At 35.7% G+C, this 21,546-nt stretch carries 20 protein-coding genes and 2 tRNA genes; 21 read left to right on the forward strand and 1 reads right to left on the reverse strand.

The genetic code is table 11. The features are described from left to right. Positions 1–26 precede the first annotated feature (26 nt). From N2Z58_06970 to N2Z58_07060, 19 genes are all read left to right on the forward strand, one after another. Entirely contained in the window at positions 27–2,477 is a 2,451-nt protein-coding gene (locus N2Z58_06970; GenBank protein MCX7654396.1) for a hypothetical protein, read from the forward strand. Between the two features lie 35 nt (positions 2,478–2,512). After that, on the forward strand, positions 2,513–3,127 hold the full coding sequence (locus tag N2Z58_06975) for a hypothetical protein (GenBank protein ID MCX7654397.1): 615 nt from the start codon (positions 2,513–2,515) through the stop codon (positions 3,125–3,127). A gap of 38 nt (positions 3,128–3,165) precedes the next feature. After that, complete coding sequence (gene pheT, locus N2Z58_06980; protein ID MCX7654398.1) at positions 3,166–5,508, forward strand: phenylalanine--tRNA ligase subunit beta; 2,343 nt, start codon at positions 3,166–3,168, stop codon at positions 5,506–5,508. Between the two features lie 14 nt (positions 5,509–5,522). Further along, entirely contained in the window at positions 5,523–6,389 is an 867-nt protein-coding gene (locus N2Z58_06985) for a DMT family transporter (GenBank protein MCX7654399.1), read from the forward strand. A 52-nt stretch (positions 6,390–6,441) separates the two neighbouring features. Further along, positions 6,442–7,386: a hypothetical protein gene (locus N2Z58_06990; protein MCX7654400.1), complete on the forward strand. Its 945-nt coding sequence runs from the start codon at positions 6,442–6,444 to the stop codon at positions 7,384–7,386. A 31-nt stretch (positions 7,387–7,417) separates the two neighbouring features. Beyond that, positions 7,418–9,166 (forward strand): ATP-binding cassette domain-containing protein, encoded by a 1,749-nt coding sequence (locus N2Z58_06995; protein MCX7654401.1) that lies wholly within the window; start codon positions 7,418–7,420, stop codon positions 9,164–9,166. 120 nt (positions 9,167–9,286) lie between these two features. Further along, the gene (locus tag N2Z58_07000; protein ID MCX7654402.1) at positions 9,287–10,168 is read left to right on the forward strand and encodes a deoxyribonuclease IV; all 882 of its coding nucleotides are present in this window, start codon (positions 9,287–9,289) and stop codon (positions 10,166–10,168) included. A gap of 17 nt (positions 10,169–10,185) precedes the next feature. Further along, on the forward strand, positions 10,186–10,611 hold the full coding sequence (locus tag N2Z58_07005; protein MCX7654403.1) for an SRPBCC domain-containing protein: 426 nt from the start codon (positions 10,186–10,188) through the stop codon (positions 10,609–10,611). Positions 10,612–10,652: 41 nt separating this feature from the next. Beyond that, positions 10,653–11,264, forward strand: coding sequence for a thiamine diphosphokinase (locus N2Z58_07010; protein ID MCX7654404.1), 612 nt, complete (start codon positions 10,653–10,655; stop codon positions 11,262–11,264). Further along, positions 11,243–12,358 carry a 1-deoxy-D-xylulose-5-phosphate reductoisomerase gene (locus N2Z58_07015; GenBank protein MCX7654405.1) on the forward strand — a complete coding sequence of 372 codons (1,116 nt, stop codon included), beginning with the start codon at positions 11,243–11,245 and terminating at the stop codon, positions 12,356–12,358. The genes N2Z58_07010 and N2Z58_07015 overlap by 22 nt, the downstream gene beginning before the upstream one ends. A 23-nt stretch (positions 12,359–12,381) precedes the next feature. Continuing rightward, complete coding sequence (locus tag N2Z58_07020) at positions 12,382–13,872, forward strand: site-2 protease family protein (GenBank protein MCX7654406.1); 1,491 nt, start codon at positions 12,382–12,384, stop codon at positions 13,870–13,872. Between the two features lie 17 nt (positions 13,873–13,889). Beyond that, entirely contained in the window at positions 13,890–14,924 is a 1,035-nt protein-coding gene (ispG, locus tag N2Z58_07025) for a flavodoxin-dependent (E)-4-hydroxy-3-methylbut-2-enyl-diphosphate synthase (protein ID MCX7654407.1), read from the forward strand. Between the two features lie 79 nt (positions 14,925–15,003). Next, positions 15,004–15,783 carry a 5'/3'-nucleotidase SurE gene (gene surE, locus N2Z58_07030; protein ID MCX7654408.1) on the forward strand — a complete coding sequence of 260 codons (780 nt, stop codon included), beginning with the start codon at positions 15,004–15,006 and terminating at the stop codon, positions 15,781–15,783. After that, positions 15,761–16,270 (forward strand): peptide deformylase, encoded by a 510-nt coding sequence (gene def, locus N2Z58_07035; protein ID MCX7654409.1) that lies wholly within the window; start codon positions 15,761–15,763, stop codon positions 16,268–16,270. The genes surE and def overlap by 23 nt, the downstream gene beginning before the upstream one ends. 116 nt (positions 16,271–16,386) lie before the next feature. Further along, the gene (locus tag N2Z58_07040) at positions 16,387–16,677 is read left to right on the forward strand and encodes a hypothetical protein (protein MCX7654410.1); all 291 of its coding nucleotides are present in this window, start codon (positions 16,387–16,389) and stop codon (positions 16,675–16,677) included. A gap of 447 nt (positions 16,678–17,124) precedes the next feature. Beyond that, positions 17,125–17,886, forward strand: a complete 762-nt coding sequence (locus tag N2Z58_07045) for an SIMPL domain-containing protein (GenBank protein MCX7654411.1) — start codon at positions 17,125–17,127, stop codon at positions 17,884–17,886. 14 nt (positions 17,887–17,900) lie between these two features. After that, positions 17,901–19,622, forward strand: a complete 1,722-nt coding sequence (locus N2Z58_07050) for a phospho-sugar mutase (GenBank protein MCX7654412.1) — start codon at positions 17,901–17,903, stop codon at positions 19,620–19,622. Positions 19,623–19,658: 36 nt separating this feature from the next. Next, positions 19,659–19,748, forward strand: a tRNA-Leu gene (locus N2Z58_07055). A 34-nt stretch (positions 19,749–19,782) separates the two neighbouring features. Beyond that, a tRNA-Met gene (locus N2Z58_07060) sits at positions 19,783–19,859 on the forward strand. Positions 19,860–19,938: 79 nt separating this feature from the next. Here N2Z58_07060 and N2Z58_07065 read toward each other — a convergent pair. Continuing rightward, positions 19,939–20,142: a hypothetical protein gene (locus tag N2Z58_07065; protein MCX7654413.1), complete on the reverse strand. Its 204-nt coding sequence runs from the start codon at positions 20,140–20,142 to the stop codon at positions 19,939–19,941. Positions 20,143–20,210: 68 nt separating this feature from the next. Here N2Z58_07065 and N2Z58_07070 point away from each other — a divergent pair, with 68 nt between their 5' ends. Both N2Z58_07070 and N2Z58_07075 read left to right on the forward strand, forming a co-directional pair. Next, on the forward strand, positions 20,211–20,360 hold the full coding sequence (locus N2Z58_07070; GenBank protein ID MCX7654414.1) for a hypothetical protein: 150 nt from the start codon (positions 20,211–20,213) through the stop codon (positions 20,358–20,360). Between the two features lie 635 nt (positions 20,361–20,995). Next, positions 20,996–21,546: AAA family ATPase (locus N2Z58_07075; GenBank protein MCX7654415.1), on the forward strand; the 551-nt coding region annotated here is incomplete at its 3' end.

The following is a 21,546-nucleotide window of genomic DNA, read 5'->3' on the forward strand; positions in this document are numbered from 1 at the left end:
AAAAATAGCCTAGAAAGGGGTAATTTATGCCCAACTTGGGTGATCTATTTGGAAAGTTTAGCAAAATTTTTAGAAAAGTTGACAAGGATTATCCAACTGCAAAAAGTGCATTACAAGAACAAAAAGTTGACGTGAAACGAGCTGGTAGATTTGACAAATTCGATCTAAAAGTTGCATTGTCTAAGATAACAGTGTTGTTTAAGTCTTTATGGAAACGAAAATTACTTTTGGGAATTGTGGTTTTGAGCTTCTTGTTGTTTTCCGTGGTTCTCTTTTTCGCCACAAGACCAAGGTTAAAAGAAACTGTTATATCTGAAGGAACACAGACGGTTGAAAATCTTGTAATTTCAATCCCATCGGGTGCTTTTCCGTACGACAAATCTTTCAGAGTAAGGATTCCAAATCAAAGTGAACTTCAAAAAATTATCGATACCGGAAATTTTATCAGTCCGATTTACGAGCTAATTCCAAGTGATGGAAGATACGATATGGCAGTGTTACCAATAGTTGTTCGCTATTATTTTTCATCTTCGTTGATAGGTAGCAACGACTCAAATTCCATTGCTTTTGCAGCCATAAGTAGCGATGGTAGCACGTACAATGTAATCCCTGGAAGTTTTATCAACAAAGATAATAAAGGTTACTATGTTGAAGCGAATTTCTTTATAGTACCAAAGTGGATTGGTGTTGTATCAATGCCTGGAAAGACCCTTGATACAGGAATAGTCGACATTCACAAAACCATTTCTGCAAAACCTACGTTGTTAATAGTTCCTGGGAGCGAACCTAATTTTTCGGGATACTTCCAATCGACAAAGGTTCCTGGTGTCTCGCTTTGGCAAAGTGTTTTCGAAGACAGATCAATCGCATTGTATAAATACCCTGTTAACGAATCAAGGTCTTACAATTATACCTCAGCATTTAAGCTTTTTAAAGAATCTAATCCTCTTCCAAGTCCGATTATATTTGAAGCAGAGAGGTTAGCTCAAGAGCTTAAGAAATATCAACAAACACAAATAGACATACTTGCTCACGAAATAGGAGGACTCATTGTTTATTATTGTCTTGCAAAACATCCTGAGATAAAGAATGTCAGAAAAGTAGCGTATGTTTCTACACCATTTTATGGGACAAACATTGTGGATCCCAGATTGGCTATATCGCTTTATCCTTCTAAACCAGGACCTGCTGGTATGTTGTTTAACTTACCAAGTTCTGTAATTTCGAGCATGCAAGCTTATTTAAAGTCCTACATCGAGGCAGTAAACGTGTATTACTTTGATTTGATTCCAAATTCTGAGTTTTTAAAAGAACTCAGGTACCTACCATATAGGACAGATATTGAAAGTGTTGCTTACATGGGAAATATGCCTCCTATGTCTATTGATGTTACTGCCAGTCTACTTGAGAGATTTTATCCAGAGTTGGTAATCAATCTCGGTGATGGTTTGGTTTCTAAAGGTACAGCTCGACTGCCCTATATGACATTGAAAATTTTCAATGGAAGTTGGAGTAATTTTTATACAACTGATGAATTTGTCCAGGAACTAAAACGATATTTTGAATATGAATTACCTGATATACCAGCCTACGAAGACGACACGTTTTCAGAGAAAGTTTCGAGTGAAAAAGAAAAGATATTCGAAAGATTCTTAACTGGTGAAAAAGCTCAGCAATTTGAAGTAGATGAATGGAAAATATCGGACAACCCGTACGTGAAGTTTATACAGTCATTTAATTTCCCAGGTACTCAAATAGCTGTTTATGGTGGAATAATTTACACGGCAGATGAAACTGGATTATACGTTTCTGGGACAAAGGTATGGGAAGAGATGATAATAAACTTAAAAGAAACAATTGACGGGATAAGTTATGGTACACAAAATAAAGTGTACCATCGTAAACTTGCAGATGTGTTAACTTATCAGCAATCTTCTGCTGATGATTTCATATCTACCAAAGATTTCGTTATCTTTGCAAAGCCACGCCCAAATGAAAAAGTAGATTTTATCGATGAAACTGGTAATCTGATAATCACTCTAAGAGGAATATATGGAAAGGTTATTTACGATGGTGATGAGATAATATTGATGACAAACCGGGAAATATACAGATACTATTATGGTATTAAATATACAGCGCCAGTTGGTCTTTATAGAAGCTATGACATGACTTACGCTATTGTTGTTGACGATTACGTCATAGCAACAACAAGAGCTTATGGTTTAATAGTTTTTAACAGAGCAGGAAATTATACTTATGTGGGTGAAGGATGGATAGGGAATATGGGGTTGTATGAAACGGGTAATTATATAGTTGCTGTTGGTGACAATTTCATAACATTAATCGATTTTGGAAAGAAAAGAATTGATAGAATCGTAGAAAACATTCCTGCTACAGTCTACGATGCCACAGTTTGGGAAGATAAACTCTACATTATGACAAGTGAGGGAGTTTTCATCTACAAAATTGGATAATCAATCAAAAATTCACAACTGGGAGGTTTCAGAAGATGATACATCTCTTTTTGGCGCATTTTGTTGCAGATCACGGCTTCACAGATAACACAAAGATAAGAAGCTACAAAGGTTACAAACTTTTCGAACACATTATCTGGTCTATCTTTGCATTACTTATTTTCACATTTGATACCTTGTTGAAATCTCAAAAAGGGATAATTGTTCTTTCAATAATGGCTTTGTTGCATGTCTTTGGTGATATAATAAGGACAAAAATAAAGGATTTAAAGAAAATTCATCTGCTTGAACTATCTGAATTGCTGATCGCATTTATTTTGAACATGATAGTATCAGACCTATTTGTTTATTCGTATATTTCCAAAGAATTTGCACTCTATCTGCTTGGTATGGCAGTTGTTACAATGGCAGTGACGTATATTTTCAGGAATTTCTATCCAGCTGACTTAAATTACAACGACCTTGATGGTATATCTGAAAGATTGGCGTTTTTCGTATTTTTCTTAGCGAAGAACTATCTGTTTGCCTTTCTTTCACTTGGACTTGGGTTACTTTACAAGTTGTGGAAAAGAAAATTTCAATTCACTTGGTTACTAAGCCCAGCACTCGGGATCTCGATAACAATTCTTTGGAAATTTTTGATATACTAAAGGAATTTCGCGTGGTGTGAACTGGGAGGTGCTTGTAGGTGAAGATTTCCTTAGAATGGTTAAACGAGTACGTTAATGTATCAAGAGAAGAGATTCACGAAAAATTACCAAAACTTGGTTTTGATATCGATAATGATGGTCCTGTTTTTTCCTTGTCTGGTCCTATAGTTGTTGGGAAAATCGAGAAAGTAGAAAAACATCCCCATGCTGAGAGGCTTGTTATATGTTACGTTAACATAGGTAACGAGCACAGAACAATTCTCACAGCCGACACTTCAGTTGAGTGTGGTAAGTATGTGTATGTTGCTCTCGAAGGTAGTAAACTAGCAAACGGCGTTGAAATACAAAGAAGGGAAATGAAAGGGATAACCTCAGAAGGTATGCTGTGTTCATTAGAAGAGATAGGTTTAGCTGAAAAAAGTGAGCATGTTTACATGACTGATGAACACCTACCACTCGGTGAAGACGTTATAAAGCTCCTGAAGCTAAACGATTGGTACTTCGAAATACAAGTAACACCTAATCGTCCGGATTGTCTTTCCTACTTTGGTATAGCTCGCGAATTAGCCGCTGGTTTGAAAAGGGTTCCCAGATTTCCTATTGCTGCAGTTAAATCGCTTGGGAATGACAAGATTGAGGTTGAAATAGATACGGATGGTTGTTACCGCTACACGGCTCGAGTTATCAGAGACGTGAAAGTTGAACCAAGTCCGTTGTGGTTACAAAAAAGATTAATATCCTCCGGGATTAGACCAATAAATAACATAGTTGACATAACGAATTATGTGATGCTTGAAACAGGACACCCTGTACACGCGTTTGACTTAAATAAAGTAGCAGGAAAAATTGTTGTCAGAGACGCACAACCTGGCGAGAAAATGTTGTTACTCGATGGTAAAACTTATGAATTTAGTGGTGGTGAGGTTCTGATAACCGACGGAGAAAAACTACTTGCACTTGGTGGAATTATGGGTGGTGAAGAATCTGGAATCTCACAATCTACAACTGATGTTTTGCTTGAAGTTGCGATGTTCGATCCAGTAAGAATAAGAAGAACGGCAAGAAAACTCGGTATTAGTTCAGATTCGTCATATAGATTTGAAAGAGGCGTGGACTTTGACGATGCATATTTTGTGATCGAGAGACTTTCTGAGCTAATTCAACAACTTGCTGGAGGTGCACCATCATCGGAGATTGTAGATGCTTACAAAAAAAAGCTTGAGCAAAAGGTAATATTCGTACCAAAACATCTCCCAAAAAAAGTACTTGGTATAGAGATAAGACATATAGGTGAGTACATACAACCTCTGGGTTTTGAAGTTGAAGAATTAAAAGATGGGTATAATGTTTACGTTCCATCATTCAGATATTTTGACGTTTCTATACCTGAAGACATAATGGAAGAGGTAGGAAGAATCCATGGTTATGATAATTTACACTCTGAGCCTCCTCGGATGCTTGCAACTGAAAGAGGTAGGAGTGAGAAACAAAAGACAAGATATGAGATAAAACAGTTAATGATAAGCATGGGTTTCAACGAAGCAAATACATTATCCTTTACATCTAGCAAGGTAATTGAGAAACTCGAAATAAGAGGCAAAGGGCTTAACATTAGCAATCCAATAATATCTGATTTTGACACAATGAGGCCAAGTATAATTTACGGTCTTCTTGAGTCACTTTCTTACAACTACAAAAGGCAGATTAAGGATGTTAGGTTATTCGAAATCGGAAAAGTCTTTAATGTAGTTGATAACAAACCCTTCGAACAAGAGGCTCTTGCCTTAGTTGCTACTGGCCGTGAATCAGTGGATGACTATACAGACAAAAGAACGATATCTTTCTATACTTTCAAGGGAGTGATTGATGAGATTTTCTTAAGATTTGGAATTGATGTTGTTTATCAAAAGGCTTCAATAAATGGCTTAATTCCAACCCGATGTGCTGTTATCAAATTTTCAAACGAAGAAATCGGTTTCTTAGGTATGTTAGAACCAGAGTTGGCTGATAAGTTTTACGATGTAAAAGATGAGATATACATTGGGGAAATATACATAGAAAAAATTTATGACATAGCAAAATTCTCGAAGCCATATAAAAACATTCCGCAATTTCCATACATACGAAGAGACGTGTCCTATTTGATACCAATCGGAACGGAAATAGCTGGGATACTTGAGATTTACAAGTCAAATCCACTCGTGGAAGAAGTTGGGGTAGATGACATTTACAGGCAAGTGGGAGAAGGACATTACAGTGTTACAATATACGCCAAATTCAGACATTCAGAACGAACTTTAAATGATGAAGAAGTTGACTTGGCGCTTGAAGAAATTAAAAAGAAGATAAAAGAAAAATTCGATATCAATCCAAGATTCTAAAAGGAGCTGATCACTTGAATAAAAAATTCGTTGCTGTATTTTGGCTTCTGATTCTGACATTTCTGTGGGGGCTTACTTTTCCGATACAGAAATTGGTTTTGACAGAAAATATATCTCCATTTTTATACAACGCGATCCGATTTTGGATCGCAGCTTTTTTATCTGCAGCTATTTTCAGAAAATCTGACTGGAAGAGAGCGATCATACTTGGAGTTGTAATGGCTATAGCATACGCAACACAAACTTGGGGATTGACTATTACAACATCCACAAAAAGCGGATTTATCACCTCCCTTTATATAGTTATAGTTCCGTTCTTCTCGTTCTTGATCGAAAAAGAAAAAATTAAACTCGTTCAAATAGTTGGATTTGCTGGTGCAACTTTTGGAATGTATTTACTGACTAATGGTGGTATCACAGGTTTTAATTTCGGGGATTTCTTGACAATCATATGTGGTATAATGTACGCACTTCATGTGGTTTTAATAACACATTTTTCTAAAGAAACAGAAGAGTTTGCCCTTTTAACTCCGCAGTTTTTGACGGTAGCAATTTTAAACACTGGATTTAATATTTTCTATGAAAGCTCTGGTAGTGCATGGAGATTCTCATTATCGGCACTTGGTGTGGCAACATTTACTGCTATCAGCGCGACAATCATAGCGATTGTCATTCAGGCAAAATATCAAAGAGTTGTTGGAAGCAACGTATCAGCACTTATATTTGTTGGCGAACCAATATTTGCAATGATACTATCGGCTATTATATTGCACGAGAGGATAAACCTTGTTCAGGGTATCGGAATTATAATTATGATGATTTCAATCATATTGGGAGTGATTCAGACTGGTACGAGCAATTCAAAGCAGCAAACAAAGTGATGAATACTTCAAGTCAAGAATAGAATGGATAGATTATGCAAAAGGTTTATCGTTGATCATAGTTATACTTGCACATTCACAGGTACCGTGGAAATTATTCGAATTCGTTTCATTCATAATAGTTGTATTTCCTTTTTTATCGGGATGTCTACACAACTCAAAATCGCTAGGAGAACTTTTCAGGAAAAGGTTGCCACTTTTGTCAAGTTATTATTACATAGGTGCCATAAACTACTTGATCTGGGTATTTTTTGTGGGTAAAGAGTTCAAAAAAGTTGAAAATCTAACCTATCTATGGAACTTTCTTTTGGTTAACACTGACAAACTTGATAGCATACCGCTTAATATTGTACCTTTATGGTACCTTGTGTTTCTGTTTTCCGCAGAAATGCTATACTACATTTCCCGAAAATTGAAAATTACTATACCTGTAATAATGGTTGGAATAATATCAAGACTGTACTTTCCCGGAAGTTTGCCATTTAAAATCGATGTTGCATTTGCTAGTATCTATATGTTTGAACTTGGTAGATTTTTCAATCAAAAGAGAATAGAAATAAAAAATTATTTGGGTTTAGCTACGCTATTAATCTGGATATTTGTGGCTCTGTTAAATGGAGGGACAAGCTGGAATTTTGATGAATATGGGAAAAATGCAGTTGTTAGTATATTTGGAGAAATTGCATGTGTTTTGAGTATAGTCTGGATAGCACAATTTGTTGAGAAAAAAGATAAACTTAAAAGTGTGCTTGGAAAAATCTTCAAGCAAATCTCAGATGATGCTATTTTCATTCTTGGATACCACATTTTGTTCGGTGGAATATTGATGCTATTACTTTCAAGATTTGGATTTAACATAACAGAAAAGCATTTAAAAAACTACTGGTACATAACTTTTAGCGCAGTATTCTTTTCAACTTACACAGCGATTAATTTGCTACCTAAGAAAGTTAAAATATTATTAAGTCAACCTATGAGTATAAAAAATTTGCTGTAATCTTAAAAAAACAAGAAAGGAAGGCTGTAAAGTGATAAGTATATCAAATTTGAGTATATCCTTCCCCCAAAAAACTTTGTTTACAAACTTCAATGCAACGGTCTTCCCCAAAGATAGAATAGGTCTTATGGGAAAGAACGGTTCTGGTAAGAGTACACTTTTAAAAGCCATTGCTGGTTTATTTAATGAATACAACGGAGAGATTTCTTGTTCTGGAAAAGTACTCTATATGGATCAGTACAGAACTTTTGATGGGCAATCTCCTTTTGAATATTATTCCAAAGTAGCCAGTACACCGGAAAAAGAAAAACAAGTCAGAAGTATACTCAAAGGATTGGGATTCAAAGAAGAAGATTGGCATAGAGATATATCAACATTCAGTGGAGGTGAAAAGACCAAACTTCAACTCGGTAGACTTTTTATTGAAGAACCAGATTTTCTATTACTAGATGAACCTACGAATTTTTTAGACATAGAAAGCATAGAATATCTCAAAAACCTCCTAAATTCATTTAAAGGTGGGTACATCATTATCTCTCACGATAGAGACTTCCTAAGAAGTGTATGCAAAAAGTTTTGGGAAATCAATAACGAGAAAGTTTGGATATTTGACATGGATTTTGAACATTACCACATTGAACGGCAAAGAATCATGGAAACTCAAAGACGTCAATTAGCAAATATCCAAAGAGAGATTGAACGGTTGAAAACAATTGTAGAAAGATACAAAAAATGGGGGAGAGAAAAATTTACCAAGCAAGCAAAAAGCAAAGAAAAAATACTTGAAAAAATGCTTGAAGAACTTGAAAAAATGCCAAATCTTTACCTTGAAGAAGAACAAAGGAGAATAAAAATACCTGAACCAGAAAATACAGGCTATATTGTATTACAAGTTGAGAATGTTAATTGGAACAACCTTTTGAAGAATGTCTCGTTCACTATCTATCAAAAAGATAAAATAGCCTTAGTTGGACCGAACGGTTCCGGGAAGACTACATTACTCAAGATAATATCAAATCAAATACCATATTCTGGAAATGTGAAGTATGGTTACAAAGTAAACATTGCTTATGTTGACCAGTTTGTTGATCAACTTAACCTTGAAAATACAGTTTTTGATGAACTATTCGAAGAAATGTCAGATAAACCAGATTACATAATCAGAGCTTATGCAGGGCGTTTTGGTTTTAGGGGAGAGGATGTGTTTAAATCTGTTGATTCACTCAGTGGTGGTGAAAGGCAAATACTTGCGCTTGCAAAAATACTTCTTCGAAGACCAAATTTGCTAATTTTAGACGAACCAACTAACCATATGGATTTAGAAACTGTAGAAGCCTTAGAAGAAGCCCTGAAAGAATATTCTGGCAGCATCATAATTGTATCACACGACGTTGAGTTAATTAAGAACGTATGCAACAGATTCTTAAGTATAAAAGATAGCACCATAATAGAAGTTGACAAACCAATGTTTTTCGCAAAGCAAGTTAAAAAAGACGAGAAGAAAAAGAACTTAGACTTCGAAGAGAAAAAGAAGTTAAAAAATCAACTCAAAAGCTTGAAGAAACGTTTAGAAGAAATGCAACAAAGGGAGAATCAAATAACAAAAGAAATAGACGACTTAGATAAGAAGATAAATTCCACATTTGACTACATAAAGCTCATGGAGCTTACTCAGCAAAAACAGAATCTTGAAGAAGAATTGCTCAGTATGATGGAAGAGATAGATAATTTAAAAGAAAAAATAACTTTACTCTCATTTTCCTTAGGAGAAGAGGATTAATACCTAACTCTTCATTCAAACAAAAAAGCCAGGTAGGAGCTAAGTACCACAAATCAGAATTTTAAGATATAATTATTTATGGCTTTCAAAAAAAGAATTTGCGAATTTGAGGTGTTAAAAATGAAAAAAGAACTCATAATTGGGGCACACATGCCGATAGGTGGAGGATTTTCAAAAGTTCCAAAAGAGACGATAGAAATAGGAGGGAATGCGTTCCAAATCTTCCCGCATAATCCGCGTCAGTGGCAACCAAAACTACCATCTGAGGACGATATCGTGCACTTTTTGCGTAATGTAAAGAAATACAACTTGAACCCGGAGTATTTTTTGTGCCATGCTGGTTATCTAATCAACATAGCAAGTCCCAGGGATGATGTATGGGAAAAATCTGTACAATTGTTAGAAATCGAAATGAAAATCTGCTTGAAACTTGGCATAAAATATTTCAACGTCCATCCAGGCAGCCATCTTGGGAAAGGTGAGCAAATAGGTGTAGAAAGGATAGTACGAGCACTCAATTTAGTCATGAAAAATGTAAAAAACGTACATGTGCTGCTTGAAAACGTTGTTAAGAAAGGTGGAAACATTGGATACAATTTTTCCCAAATGAAAAGCATCATACAAATGTGCGATTACCCTGACAGGATCGGTGTGACTTTCGATACATGCCATGGTTACGATGCTGGATATAATATAACTAATGAATCAGGAATCGAAGAATTAATTAGAGAAATAGAAATGAATATAGGAATTGAAAGGCTCAAATTTGTTCATCTTAACGATACAAAAGGTGAACTTGGTTCTAACAAAGACCGACATGAGAACATCGGAAATGGTAAGCTTAATAAGAGTGGATTGAAAGCCTTTCTTTCAAACTCCGTTTTTTCATCCTTACCATTAATTCTCGAAACTCCTGGAGATAACCCAGAACATGCAGAAGATATAGCCAAGGTAAAACAGATTTGGTCTGAGATCCAAAGTTCAAAGGAGGTTAGAAAGTGAGTACAAACTTAAGTCTTATGGAAATGGAATTCAACGAAAGATTTAAAGCTCCTGTTGATAAAGTATGGAAGGTATTTTTCAACAAAAATGGTTGGGATCCTTGGTTTACAGATGGTATGAAAATTTCGGAAGATGGAGAAATCTACTTCAGGTGGTTTCGACTCACAGATGGTGAAGTTGTTACTGACACTGGAAAAATAGTGACTATTATCAAAGAACGATTGTTGTCATTTTGGTGGTATGAGTACGAAGATGGTTACCGATCATTTGTCGAGATTATTCTACAGCCTACAGGTGATAACGAAACGATAGTGACAATAAAAGATAGAACATTCATCAAAGACGAAAGCGAGCTTCATGTAAGGTACGGTTGTGCATACGGATGGGGACAGATGATGCTTTTAGCAAAACTTTACATTGAAAAGGATTTGATAGTAATATAAAAATTAAAAATCTTTCGACAAACTTTCCCAGAGGTGATAACATGAAGGCCACCATTGTTCTTAACGGAATGACAAATGGAACAATGTACCTAACCGGAGAATTAATCATAGCAGCTGATGGCGGAGCGGAGGAGCTTAGAAGAAGAAATGTTCTGCCCAATGTTATCATCGGTGATCTAGATTCCATATCTGACGCAACCTTAGAGTACTTCGAAAACAAAGGTGTGAGAATACAAGTTTATCCACACGAAAAAGACGAAACTGATCTTGAACTTGCAATCAATTATGCTTTTAAACACGGTGCAACGGAAATAGAAATTCTAAATTGGCAAGGTGAAAGAATCGATATGATCCTTGCAATGATAGGTTTGATAAGTAAATACAAAAATATAACCGCAGTCTCAGAAAATTGTGAACTTGGAGTACTTTGCGCGGGCAGTTACAACCTCAAAGCATCAGTCGGTGAAACTTGGTCGTTCATACCACTTTGCGAAGCAGAATTTTCTGTTGATGGATTCAAATATAAATTTAACGGTAAAATGTGTATTGAGTCACCACTCGGAGTAAGTAATGAAGCACTCAGAAACGAAGTTAGTGTAGAAGTTAAAAACGGTAAGGTGGTGTACGTACGTTGGAAGAGAAAACCGTTGTAGTACTTGGTGCCACAGGTTCCATAGGCACTCAGGCAGTCGATGTAATAAAAAAACTAAATAAATTCAAAATAGTTGGAATATCTTTTGGAAAAAATAGAAATACAGCCGAAGAAATTCTTAAGGAGCATGGTATTAAATATTACCATAGTTATTTGGAATTGTCAGCAGGCGTTAAAGTTGAAAGTATTGAAGAATTACTTGAGAAAACGTTGCCGGATATAGTTATATGTGCTATTCCAGGTTTTGAAGGTGTCAAAGCTACGTTAAAAGCTTTGAATTACACAAAAAGAATAGCACTTGCGACAAAGGAAGCAATGGTTTGCGCCGGTAATTTTGTAAAGAAGTTAGCCAGTATTAACAAAGTAGAGATTATTCCTGTAGATAGTGAACATTCGGCAATATTCCAGCTTTATGAACCACATATACACCACATCATATTGACAGCTTCAGGAGGAGCCGTAAGGGATGTTCCATTAGAAAGAATTTCAAATATGACTCCTAAGGAAATTCTTAGACATCCAACGTGGAATATGGGTGGCAGAATAACTGTAGATTCAGCAACGATGGTTAACAAATTCTTTGAAGTAGTTGAAGCTCACGAGCTGTTTGACTTACCATATGAGAATATAGAAGTTTACATAAATCCCTCAAGTTTTATACATGGTGTGGTATTCTTAAAAGATGGTACTGTTAAGATACATGCTGGCAAACCTGACATGAAAGTTCCAATAGCGTATGCTTTGACTTACCCGCTTCGAGAATACGAATCGTATGTATCTAAGGTTGAAGATTTTGACATGCGTTTGTTACCTGTTGAGAAAGAAAGGTATCCGCTTTTTTTCTTTGGGCTTAACATTGCTAAAAGACACACACTTGCCGAAAGAATTGCCTTCAACAGTGCTGACGAAGTGGCTGTAGAATATTTTCTAAGCGGCAAAATCAAGTTTGGTACTATCGAAAAAATAATTGTACAAAGTGTGGAACAAATTACCAATCTAAACTTGAAAGTTAATGATATAGAAGATATCTATCAAGTTGATAAATTAACAAGAAAAATTGCACAAGAAGTAGCAAATAAAAATTTGAAAAATTAAACTACATCCAGGAGGTTACAAATATGACGATATTAATCAACATCATCTCATTTTTACTCGTATTTATGTTTATAGTTGTTGTCCATGAATTGGGGCATTTCATGTTTGCCAGAATTTTTGGTGTCAAAGTTCATGAATTTGCTATAGGTTTCGGTCCAGAAATATTCAGAAAGAAAGGAAGAAAAACTGACTTCAGAATTAATGCTTTTCCACTTGGAGGTTACGTAAGATTGAAAGGAGAAGACCCAGCTGAAGAAGAAGATCCAGATTCACTGTATGGTGTAAGTGCGTGGAAGAGGTTTCTTATTGTTTTTGCTGGTCCACTATTCTCAATTCTGGCAGGTTATATGCTTTTTGTATTAATAATATCTTTCTGGGGCTACACACCTATAGTCATTGACAAAGTAATTCCTGGCTCACCAGCTCAACAAGCTGGATTGGAAAGTGGGGACACAGTACTTAAAATAAATGGTAAATACGTCTTTGATAATGTAGATATGACAGGCATTATTCGTAAAGGAAGAACTATAACACTTGAAATTTTTAGAAATGACAAACTTTTACAGATATCAGTTACGCCAAGATTGTCAAAAGAACAATATTACGTGTACATGAAAGATGTCAAGGGAGACATTGGTGGAAAAATATTGAGTGTAAATAATCTAGATTTTCAAATGTATATGAAAAATTACAAAAAGGAATTTGTCAACATAAAATCTGATTTTGGTGAATTACGAGGATTTGTAGATAATGTATCCTCATTACCAGAAAGATATACCATAGGGATATATTATGGACAATTTTCAAACGTATTTGCAAAAGATATTCCGCCGTTTAAGAAGGGTGACAAAATACTGGAAGTTGACGGATTGAGGATAAATGGAAGCACAGATTTAATTGATTTATTGACATCCCTCAATTTGAAGCCAGACGAACTTTACTTTACCACAAATGGTGACTTTGTAGAAAGTGTTCTTAGACCAGTTTCTGAAAAAGTAAATGTAATAGTTCAGACGAATGCAGGCGAAACTACACAAATTACCTTAGAAAAATCGAAGTTAATTGATGTACTATCTGTTCCCGGTGTACTTGAACCAGCTGCTCAGAAATTTAAACCAAAAGGATTGAGAGGTATATCAATAGCGTTCGCACGTAGTAACAGACTTGCATTGTACATATGGCGAACACTACCTGGTATCTTCTTAGGTCGGAATTTGCAAGATGTAACAGGCCCTGTTGGGATGGTACAAATTATAGGTCAAGCTGCGCAAGTAGGATTGGAAACTATATTAACAATTGTTGCAATCATCACCATAAACCTCGGAATATTTAATCTTTTTCCATTACCAGCTCTTGACGGTGGAAGAATTGTTTTTGCAGTAATCGAAATGCTTTCAAGAAGAAAAATAAACAGAAATGTAGAAAACATAATCCATACAATAGGGTTTTTCCTATTGCTTGGGCTTGTTTTTCTCATCACATTCCTAGATGTGAGCAGATTCTTTGCAAAATAAAGCAATCTGAGGTGATTATGTTGAGAAAATCAAAAATAGTAAAAGTTGGAAATGTGCTAATCGGTGGAGGTAATCCAATAGCCATACAATCGATGACAAATACTGATACAAAAGACGTTCAAGCAACATTGCAACAGATTGACCAACTTGTAAAAGCAGGATGTGAAATAGTTAGGGTTTCTTTACCAGACATAGAAAGTGCCAAAACTATCAAAGAGTTGAAAAGATACGTTTCGGTACCCATAGTTGGCGATGTACACTTCGATTATCGCATAGCAATAGAATGTATAAAGTGTGGCGCTGATAAAATTAGAATAAATCCGGGCAACATTGGCAGCGAAGAAAAAGTTGTCGAAATTGTTAAAGTAGCAAAAGAGTATGGTATACCAATAAGAGTTGGAGCAAACAGTGGATCTTTACCTAAGGACTTAGAGAACCTGCCACGTTTCAAAGCGCTTGGTGAAGCTGCTCTACGCGAAGTTAGAATACTCGAAAAATATGGTTTTGAAAATATAGTTGTATCAGTAAAAAGTTCGGATGTAATTGAAACTATACAAGCAAACAGATATATCGCACAATTAGTTGATTATCCTTTGCACGTTGGAGTAACTGAAGCTGGAACTTTATACAATTCACTTATAAAGTCTTCCCTAGCACTCGGTGTACTTATATCTGAAGGATTGGTTGACACAATTAGAATATCTATAGCAGGTGATCCTGTTAATGAAGTAATTGCAGCAAAAAAAATACTTACATTTCTGAAGTTAAGAGCAGGGCCTAATGTAATTGCTTGCCCAACTTGTGCAAGAGCAGTATTCGACGTCGAGAAAATTGCTCTTGAAATTGAAAAGAAAGTCATCAACCTAAGTAAGGATATAACCATATCAGTTTTAGGTTGTATTGTTAATGGTATCGGAGAAGGTAAAGATGCCGATATAGGTATAGCCGGCATTAGGAATGGGGTAGTAGTATTTTACAAAGGTGAGATAGTGGGAACTTATACCTTGGAAGACGGTATTAATAAAGTAAAAGAACTAATTGAAAAGTCATAATAGCTCATTAAAGCATTAATTTCTCAGTACAACTCATAATAGGCACTATACATGTAAACAAAACAATGAGGTGAGAACAATGAACATACTGCTTGTCAACGACGATGGAATTACAGCACCTGGTATACTATGCGCAGCAAGATACTTAAGCAAAGAACACTATGTGGTAGTCTCTGCTCCTGAATCAGAACAGAGTGCGGTAGGACACGGAATAACCTTACGCTTTCCATTGTGGGCAAGAAAGCTTGACATAAACGAACCATTTGAAATGTACGCCGTCAGTGGTACACCCGCTGATTGTGTAAAAATAGGGCTTGACGTGATTTACAAAGACAAGAATTTGGTACCGGATGTGGTAATCAGTGGAATAAATCGTGGAGAAAACTTAGGTACAGATGTTGTATATTCTGGTACAGTCAGTGGAGCCCTTGAAGGAGCTATCGCAGGTATACCTTCTATCGCTATATCAGTTGCCGACTTCAAAGATCCAATATATGACACAGCTGCTAAATTCTTACTCAAATTTCTAAAAGAATTTGACATTAAAAAAATTCCAAAATTTACTGCACTGAACATAAATGTACCGTCATTACCATTTGAAAAAATAAAAGGATGGAAACTGACTCGACAGAGCAGGCGCAGGTACGAAGACTATTTTGAAAAACGTATAGATCCATATGGAAGAGAATATTACTGGATGTTAGGAGACATAATAGAAGATGATAATGATCCAAAAGCTGATTATAAAGCTTTGGAAAATGGATATATTTCCGTAACTCCAATAAGTATATTTATGACCAATGAGGAATTGCTCAAAGAATTGGAGGGAATATACAGTGATAATAAGGACTTTAGGTGATCCGATACTTAGAAAAAAATCAGAGCCTGTTGTTGATTTCTCTAAAGTACGTGCAATTTTGGAGGAATTCAAATCGACCATGTATACGGAAGACGGTGTTGGACTTGCAGCACCACAAGTAGGAATATCTATGCGATTCTTTGGTATGGACGATGGGACCGGCTTTAAAATGATTGTAAACCCGGAAATACTGGAAAAATCCGAAGAAAAAGAAATCGGAGAAGAAGGTTGCCTTAGTGTACCTGGGGTATTCGCGAATATTCAAAGGCACAGGTGGATAAGAGTAAGATATCAGGACGAACACGGCGTCTATCATGAAGAACTGTTAGAAGGATACACAGCAAGAATATTCCAACACGAGTATGACCACCTCGATGGTGTTCTTTTCATAGATCACCTCGATTCGAAAACTCGTACTGCACTTTCACAACAATTGAAAAAGATAATGGAAGATAAAAAGAAAGAAAAAGAGAAAAGAAGAGAATAAATTATATAATATTTCTTAAAAGGAAATTATTGAATTTTTTGGAATATCTGATATAATTAAGTTGGCAATCAAGTATAAAGGTGATTGCCAATTTTCCTCCTAAGGAGGTGCAAAATATGGATGGAAAAGTCAAAAAGAATTTTGTACTTGAGTATGAACTTGATGTGCTGGAAAAAAAGATTAAGGTCAACGAAAAGCCAGAAACACCGCTTAAAGATTTTCTCAAAGAACTAAAAGCTTCAGGTGATTTCCTCTCAAAGGCGTTGTACAAAGATATTATCGACACAGCATTGACAGAGATGCGTGTTATGGCTTGGACAGGGATGGATATCAAAGAATGGTTAAACTCGGTTGGATATGAAAATGATAACGACCAGAATGTTAAGTCAAAACAACAAAAAGTATGAAATTGTCTTGAATTGAGAAGTAGCCAAAACATAGCCGAAGCGTTTGCTTCGGCGATGTTTTATAATAGACCTATTGAATTCTGTTGTTTTTAAAGTTAAATTTCTATAATCCTCTCTTGATTTCGTAAATGTTTTTTCGCGAAATATTGATTTATGAAAACCTAAAACAGCTATTTTTCCTCTGTGAGCTATTATCAGTTGTTGTGATATAATATTATGGAACGCCATTAAGTTAAGGCAGCGTATGTGATCAAGTTAAAAAATAAAAGGAAACTTGAGTAAAAAAGATATAATGAACAAGACAAAATTAAAAATCTGATAGGTTAATCATTTTGATCAAGGTAAAGAAGTAGAAAAATTGGGGTCGAAAAAGGTAAGATATAGCATAGACTAGGTGCATGCAAAAAGAAAACTTCAATCTAAATCTTGACAAAGGGAGGGGTAAATATGAAGTCAGGTGAAAAGGAAACGTATAGTTTTACAGAGGTTCATAGAAATTTATTTGTATTTGGCGTTATAGTTGGCATTTCATTTGTTGTGGGTATGACAATATTTGGATATTTACTTTATCTTTCAAGGCTTCCACAGAAAACCCTCACAGTAACTGGTTCTTCCAGAGAAAAGGTTATTTCGGATATAGCTAAATGGAAATCAGGTTACTCTGTCAGAGTTTCAGAGTCGAATCTGCAGGATGGTTTTAAATTAATGAAATCATACGAAAAAATAGTACTTGAAATATTCAAAGAAAACGGTATAGATATTAACCAACTGGACTTATCCGCAATAAGTGTTAACGAAGAGTACTCTGATCCACAAATTAAGACCGAGCGCTCATACGTACTTTATCAAAGTATATACTTAGTCACAAAAGACGTCCAGCATGTATACGAAAAGTCGAAAAATATAACTCAAAGAGTACTTGACACAGGCATAGCATTTCAATCTTATCCAGTGGAATACTATTACTCAAAATTGCCAGAGAAGCGAGTCCAGTTATTATCACAAGCCGTTAGAGATGCGCGTAAACGTGCCGAGGAAATAGCTAAGAGTGGTGGGCTAAAAGTAGGAAAAGTTCTCAGTGCAAAAAGCGGTGTTGTCCAAGTACTTGCTCCGAATAGTGTAGAAATAAGCGATTACGGTTCTTACGACACATCCACAATAGAGAAAGAGATAATGGTCACAGTTAACGTTGTATTTGAAGCAAAATAGTGGAGGTGAAAGTGATGAGAGATTACATGGCACAGTACAGAAAATGGTTACAAAGTCCTCATATAGACGACCAAACAAAACAGGAGCTAAAAGCAATTGAAGGAAATGAAGAAGAAATAAAAGAAAGATTTTTATTCGACCTCGAGTTCGGTACAGCTGGTTTAAGAGGCAAGATAGGTGCTGGTACTAACAGAATGAATATATATACCGTTGGAAGAGCCACGCAGGGACTCGCTGAATATATAATTAGTAAAGGAGAAGAATACATTAAAAAGGGTGTAGTGATTGCCTATGACGTGCGGAGAATGTCATACGAATTTGCCCGTATTACAGCACAAATTTTGGCTGGGAACGGCATACAAGTTTACTTATTTGACGACATAAGACCTACTCCTATCTTGTCATACGCTGTTCGTCATCTAAAAACTGCTTCTGGGATAGTTATAACAGCAAGCCATAACCCACCAGAATACAACGGTTACAAAGTATACTGGGAAGAAGGTTCTCAAATAATGGACGATGTAGCAAGAACAATTGAAGAAAATATAAAAAAGATAGATGATTTTGACAAAATAAAGAAAATAGACTTCGATGAAGGTTTATCAAAAGGCTTAATTAAACTTGTTGGTAAAGAGATAGACGAAGCCTATTTTGAAAAAGTACTAAGTTTATCATTGAATGAAGACATAGACAAAGATATTCCAATAATCTATACACCATTACATGGTACTGGTGGCAAATTTGTTAGAACTATCTTAACAAAGCGTGGCTTTACAAACTTTACAATCATTCCTGAGCAAGAAGAACCAAACGGTGAATTCCCAACAGTCGAATATCCAAACCCTGAAGACTTAAGGGCATTTGACCTTGCTTTGAAATATGCAAAAGAAAAGGATGCTGAACTAATACTTGCCACAGATCCGGATGCGGATAGAAACGCTGTAATTGTAAAACACAACAACGAGTACATTCCACTAAACGGTAACCAAACTGGTGCGCTACTGATCGAATACTTACTTTCACAACGAAAAGCTAAAAAACTTTTGCCAAAAAATGGAATAATAATAAAATCAATTGTTACAGGTGACTTGGGCAAAAACATAGCTAAACAATACGGTGTTGAAACATTCGAAACACTCACAGGATTTAAAAACATATGCGGTTTAGAGAACGCACTTGAAAGTAAATATTCTTTCCAATTTGGTTATGAAGAGAGCATTGGGTATGTAACAGGAGATTTTGTAAGAGACAAAGATGGAATAATGATGTCAATGCTTATCTGTGAAATGGCAGCTTATTATAAAAAGCAAGGAAAAACATTGATCGATGTTTTAGAATCTTTGTATAGAATGTTCGGCTACTATCTTGAAGACAACTTCTCACTGGTCTACGAAGGACTCAAAGGAATGGAAAAAATACGAAGAATTATGGAAACTTTTAGGAAAAAGTTCCCAAAAGAAATAGGCACTCTTGAACTTGTAGAATACATCGATTACAAAGAAAGAAAAATATTTGACAAGCATGGAAACATAATTGGAGAAATCGAACAACACATACCAGCATCAAACGTCCTCAGATTTTTCCTTAGTGATGGCTCCTGGTACGCCATTAGGCCATCTGGTACGGAACCAAAACTCAAAGTATACATTTATACAGTTGATAAGGTGAAAGAAGAGGCAAGAAAGAAACTGACAACGATGAAAGAAGCAATAACAAAAATAATAAACGAAGCTTGACAAAACAACAGTTACGGTGATATAATATCCTTCGGAGCCGGGGTGGCGGAATTGGCAGACGCAGCGGACTTAAAATCCGCTGGAGATTAGATCTCCGTGTCGGTTCGACTCCGATCCCCGGCACCAGGTAAACATAATAGAATCTTAATCAGATATACGTCGCGGGGTAGAGCAGTCTGGCAGCTCGTTGGGCTCATAACCCAAAGGTCGCAGGTTCAAATCCTGCCCCCGCTACCAGAAAAAAAGCACCACGTTGTAATGTGGTGCTTTCTTTTTTGATCATGAGCAATTAGTCATGGTCTTTTGATAACACATTCTATTCAACTATAACAACAACCGTTGCTTGAAGGGATAAATTTTCTTTATACATACTAAACATTTTAAATTCGTGTAAAATCTTTGAAGTATCAATAATTTCGCTAACCTTGTTGCTTGTTGTCTCAAATCTATTTGTTTCGCACAAAATAACAAAACTTTCTGCCTTTAAAATAGACGACAGGTCAGATACCATTAACACCACATGATTACCTTCAAGTTTATACTCCACTATTGGTTGTTTTGGGAATGTTTCTACTACGAGTTCATTACTTGGTGACCTTGGGTAAAAATATCTTTGAATTTGAAAGATGCGGTTGGAAAAATGGTAAATATATCTTTAAAACAAAAGGCATAAAGTTCATAGAAAAAATATTGGTAACAAAAGAAGTAGGCCTATTTGAAAATTTCCATCGTATCTAAAAACAATTGAAGGAACAGCGTCCCGATGCATTGTACTATAATATCAAACAGATACCCTGATCGTGCGTACACTAATCGAAAAAATACTACAAAACCTCGCAAGAACAACCATTTGCAGCATCAGTAGTGCATTCAACACAGACTCATAACTGACGATAGCAAAAACACCAAACTTTTGGATAATAGAAAAGCTTGAAAAAACAGCGGATAGAAAACTATAACTAACAAATTCAGTATCAAATATTCAACCAACCAAGATACAAAAACAACTCTTGAATTGATTCCAAACCGGTTCAAGTATAAGCTCCAGTCCAGCGATAGAATCAGATGCCATTTACATGGGAAGTTGGAATTATCATTTGTATGCTATCAAACAAAATCTTACGGATCTGTGCAAGCACCTGGTACAAATTCAGAAAAAACTTGATGAATACAGGATTGTTTGGTCGAAAAATGCAAAAGTCAGATCCTCAGGTCTGCTTTTTTATTTATCAAATGGTATAATATATAAAGTGTAACCGGCAAGTTGCATAAAAGATAGAAAAAATGCAAACGAAGCACTTGAAAAAAGTATTAAAAGTGAATATAGAAAGTAGTAAGAGGAACGTATCAGAATGGGAATATGAGGTGGTAGGATGAAAGAACTACCGATAGGAATAAGTGATTTTAGGAAGATAAAAGAAAAAGGCTGCATATACGTAGACAAAACAAAATATGTGTACGAAATGATAAGAAACAACGAATACGTATTCTTGTCTCGTCCGAGGAGATTTGGGAAGAGTTTACTTGTGAGCGTACTCGAATGTTTGTTCAAAGGAGAGAAAGAATTATTTGTTGATACATGGATATATGACAAATGGAACTGGGAAAGCTTTCCTGTGGTTAGATTGGATATGAACAATCTGGATACTTCGGATGTTGATGAACTGAAAAAATCATTAATCAGACGACTTGTTGAAATTGCTCAAGACTATGAAATCAGTCTATCAGCTGTTTATGAGTTAGTAGTGAAACTGAGCAGGAGGTATGATAAAAAAGTAGTACTATTGATAGATGAATACGAAAAGCCAATACTTGATCACATATCAGACAAAGATAAAGCAAAGGATATGAGGGAGGTACTAAGGCAAGTTTATGGAAGGATAAAGAGTATGGATGAGAATCTTCGCTTTGTTTTTCTCACAGG

The sequence above is a fragment of the Fervidobacterium sp. genome, from assembly GCA_026419195.1.
Lineage (GTDB): Bacteria > Thermotogota > Thermotogae > Thermotogales > Fervidobacteriaceae > Fervidobacterium.

Bases quoted from the DNA above. Each gene is read 5' to 3' on its own strand.
- N2Z58_06970 (MCX7654396.1), top strand. From the start codon at position 27: ATGCCCAACTTGGGTGATCTATTTGGAAAGTTTAGCAAAATTTTTAGA.
- N2Z58_06975 (MCX7654397.1), top strand. From the start codon at position 2,513: ATGATACATCTCTTTTTGGCGCATTTTGTTGCAGATCACGGCTTCACA.
- N2Z58_07000 (MCX7654402.1), top strand. From the start codon at position 9,287: ATGAAAAAAGAACTCATAATTGGGGCACACATGCCGATAGGTGGAGGA.
- N2Z58_07005 (MCX7654403.1), top strand. From the start codon at position 10,186: ATGGAAATGGAATTCAACGAAAGATTTAAAGCTCCTGTTGATAAAGTA.
- N2Z58_07010 (MCX7654404.1), top strand. From the start codon at position 10,653: ATGAAGGCCACCATTGTTCTTAACGGAATGACAAATGGAACAATGTAC.
- N2Z58_07020 (MCX7654406.1), top strand. From the start codon at position 12,382: ATGACGATATTAATCAACATCATCTCATTTTTACTCGTATTTATGTTT.
- ispG (MCX7654407.1), top strand. From the start codon at position 13,890: ATGTTGAGAAAATCAAAAATAGTAAAAGTTGGAAATGTGCTAATCGGT.
- surE (MCX7654408.1), top strand. From the start codon at position 15,004: ATGAACATACTGCTTGTCAACGACGATGGAATTACAGCACCTGGTATA.
- N2Z58_07040 (MCX7654410.1), top strand. From the start codon at position 16,387: ATGGATGGAAAAGTCAAAAAGAATTTTGTACTTGAGTATGAACTTGAT.
- N2Z58_07045 (MCX7654411.1), top strand. From the start codon at position 17,125: ATGAAGTCAGGTGAAAAGGAAACGTATAGTTTTACAGAGGTTCATAGA.
- N2Z58_07050 (MCX7654412.1), top strand. From the start codon at position 17,901: ATGAGAGATTACATGGCACAGTACAGAAAATGGTTACAAAGTCCTCAT.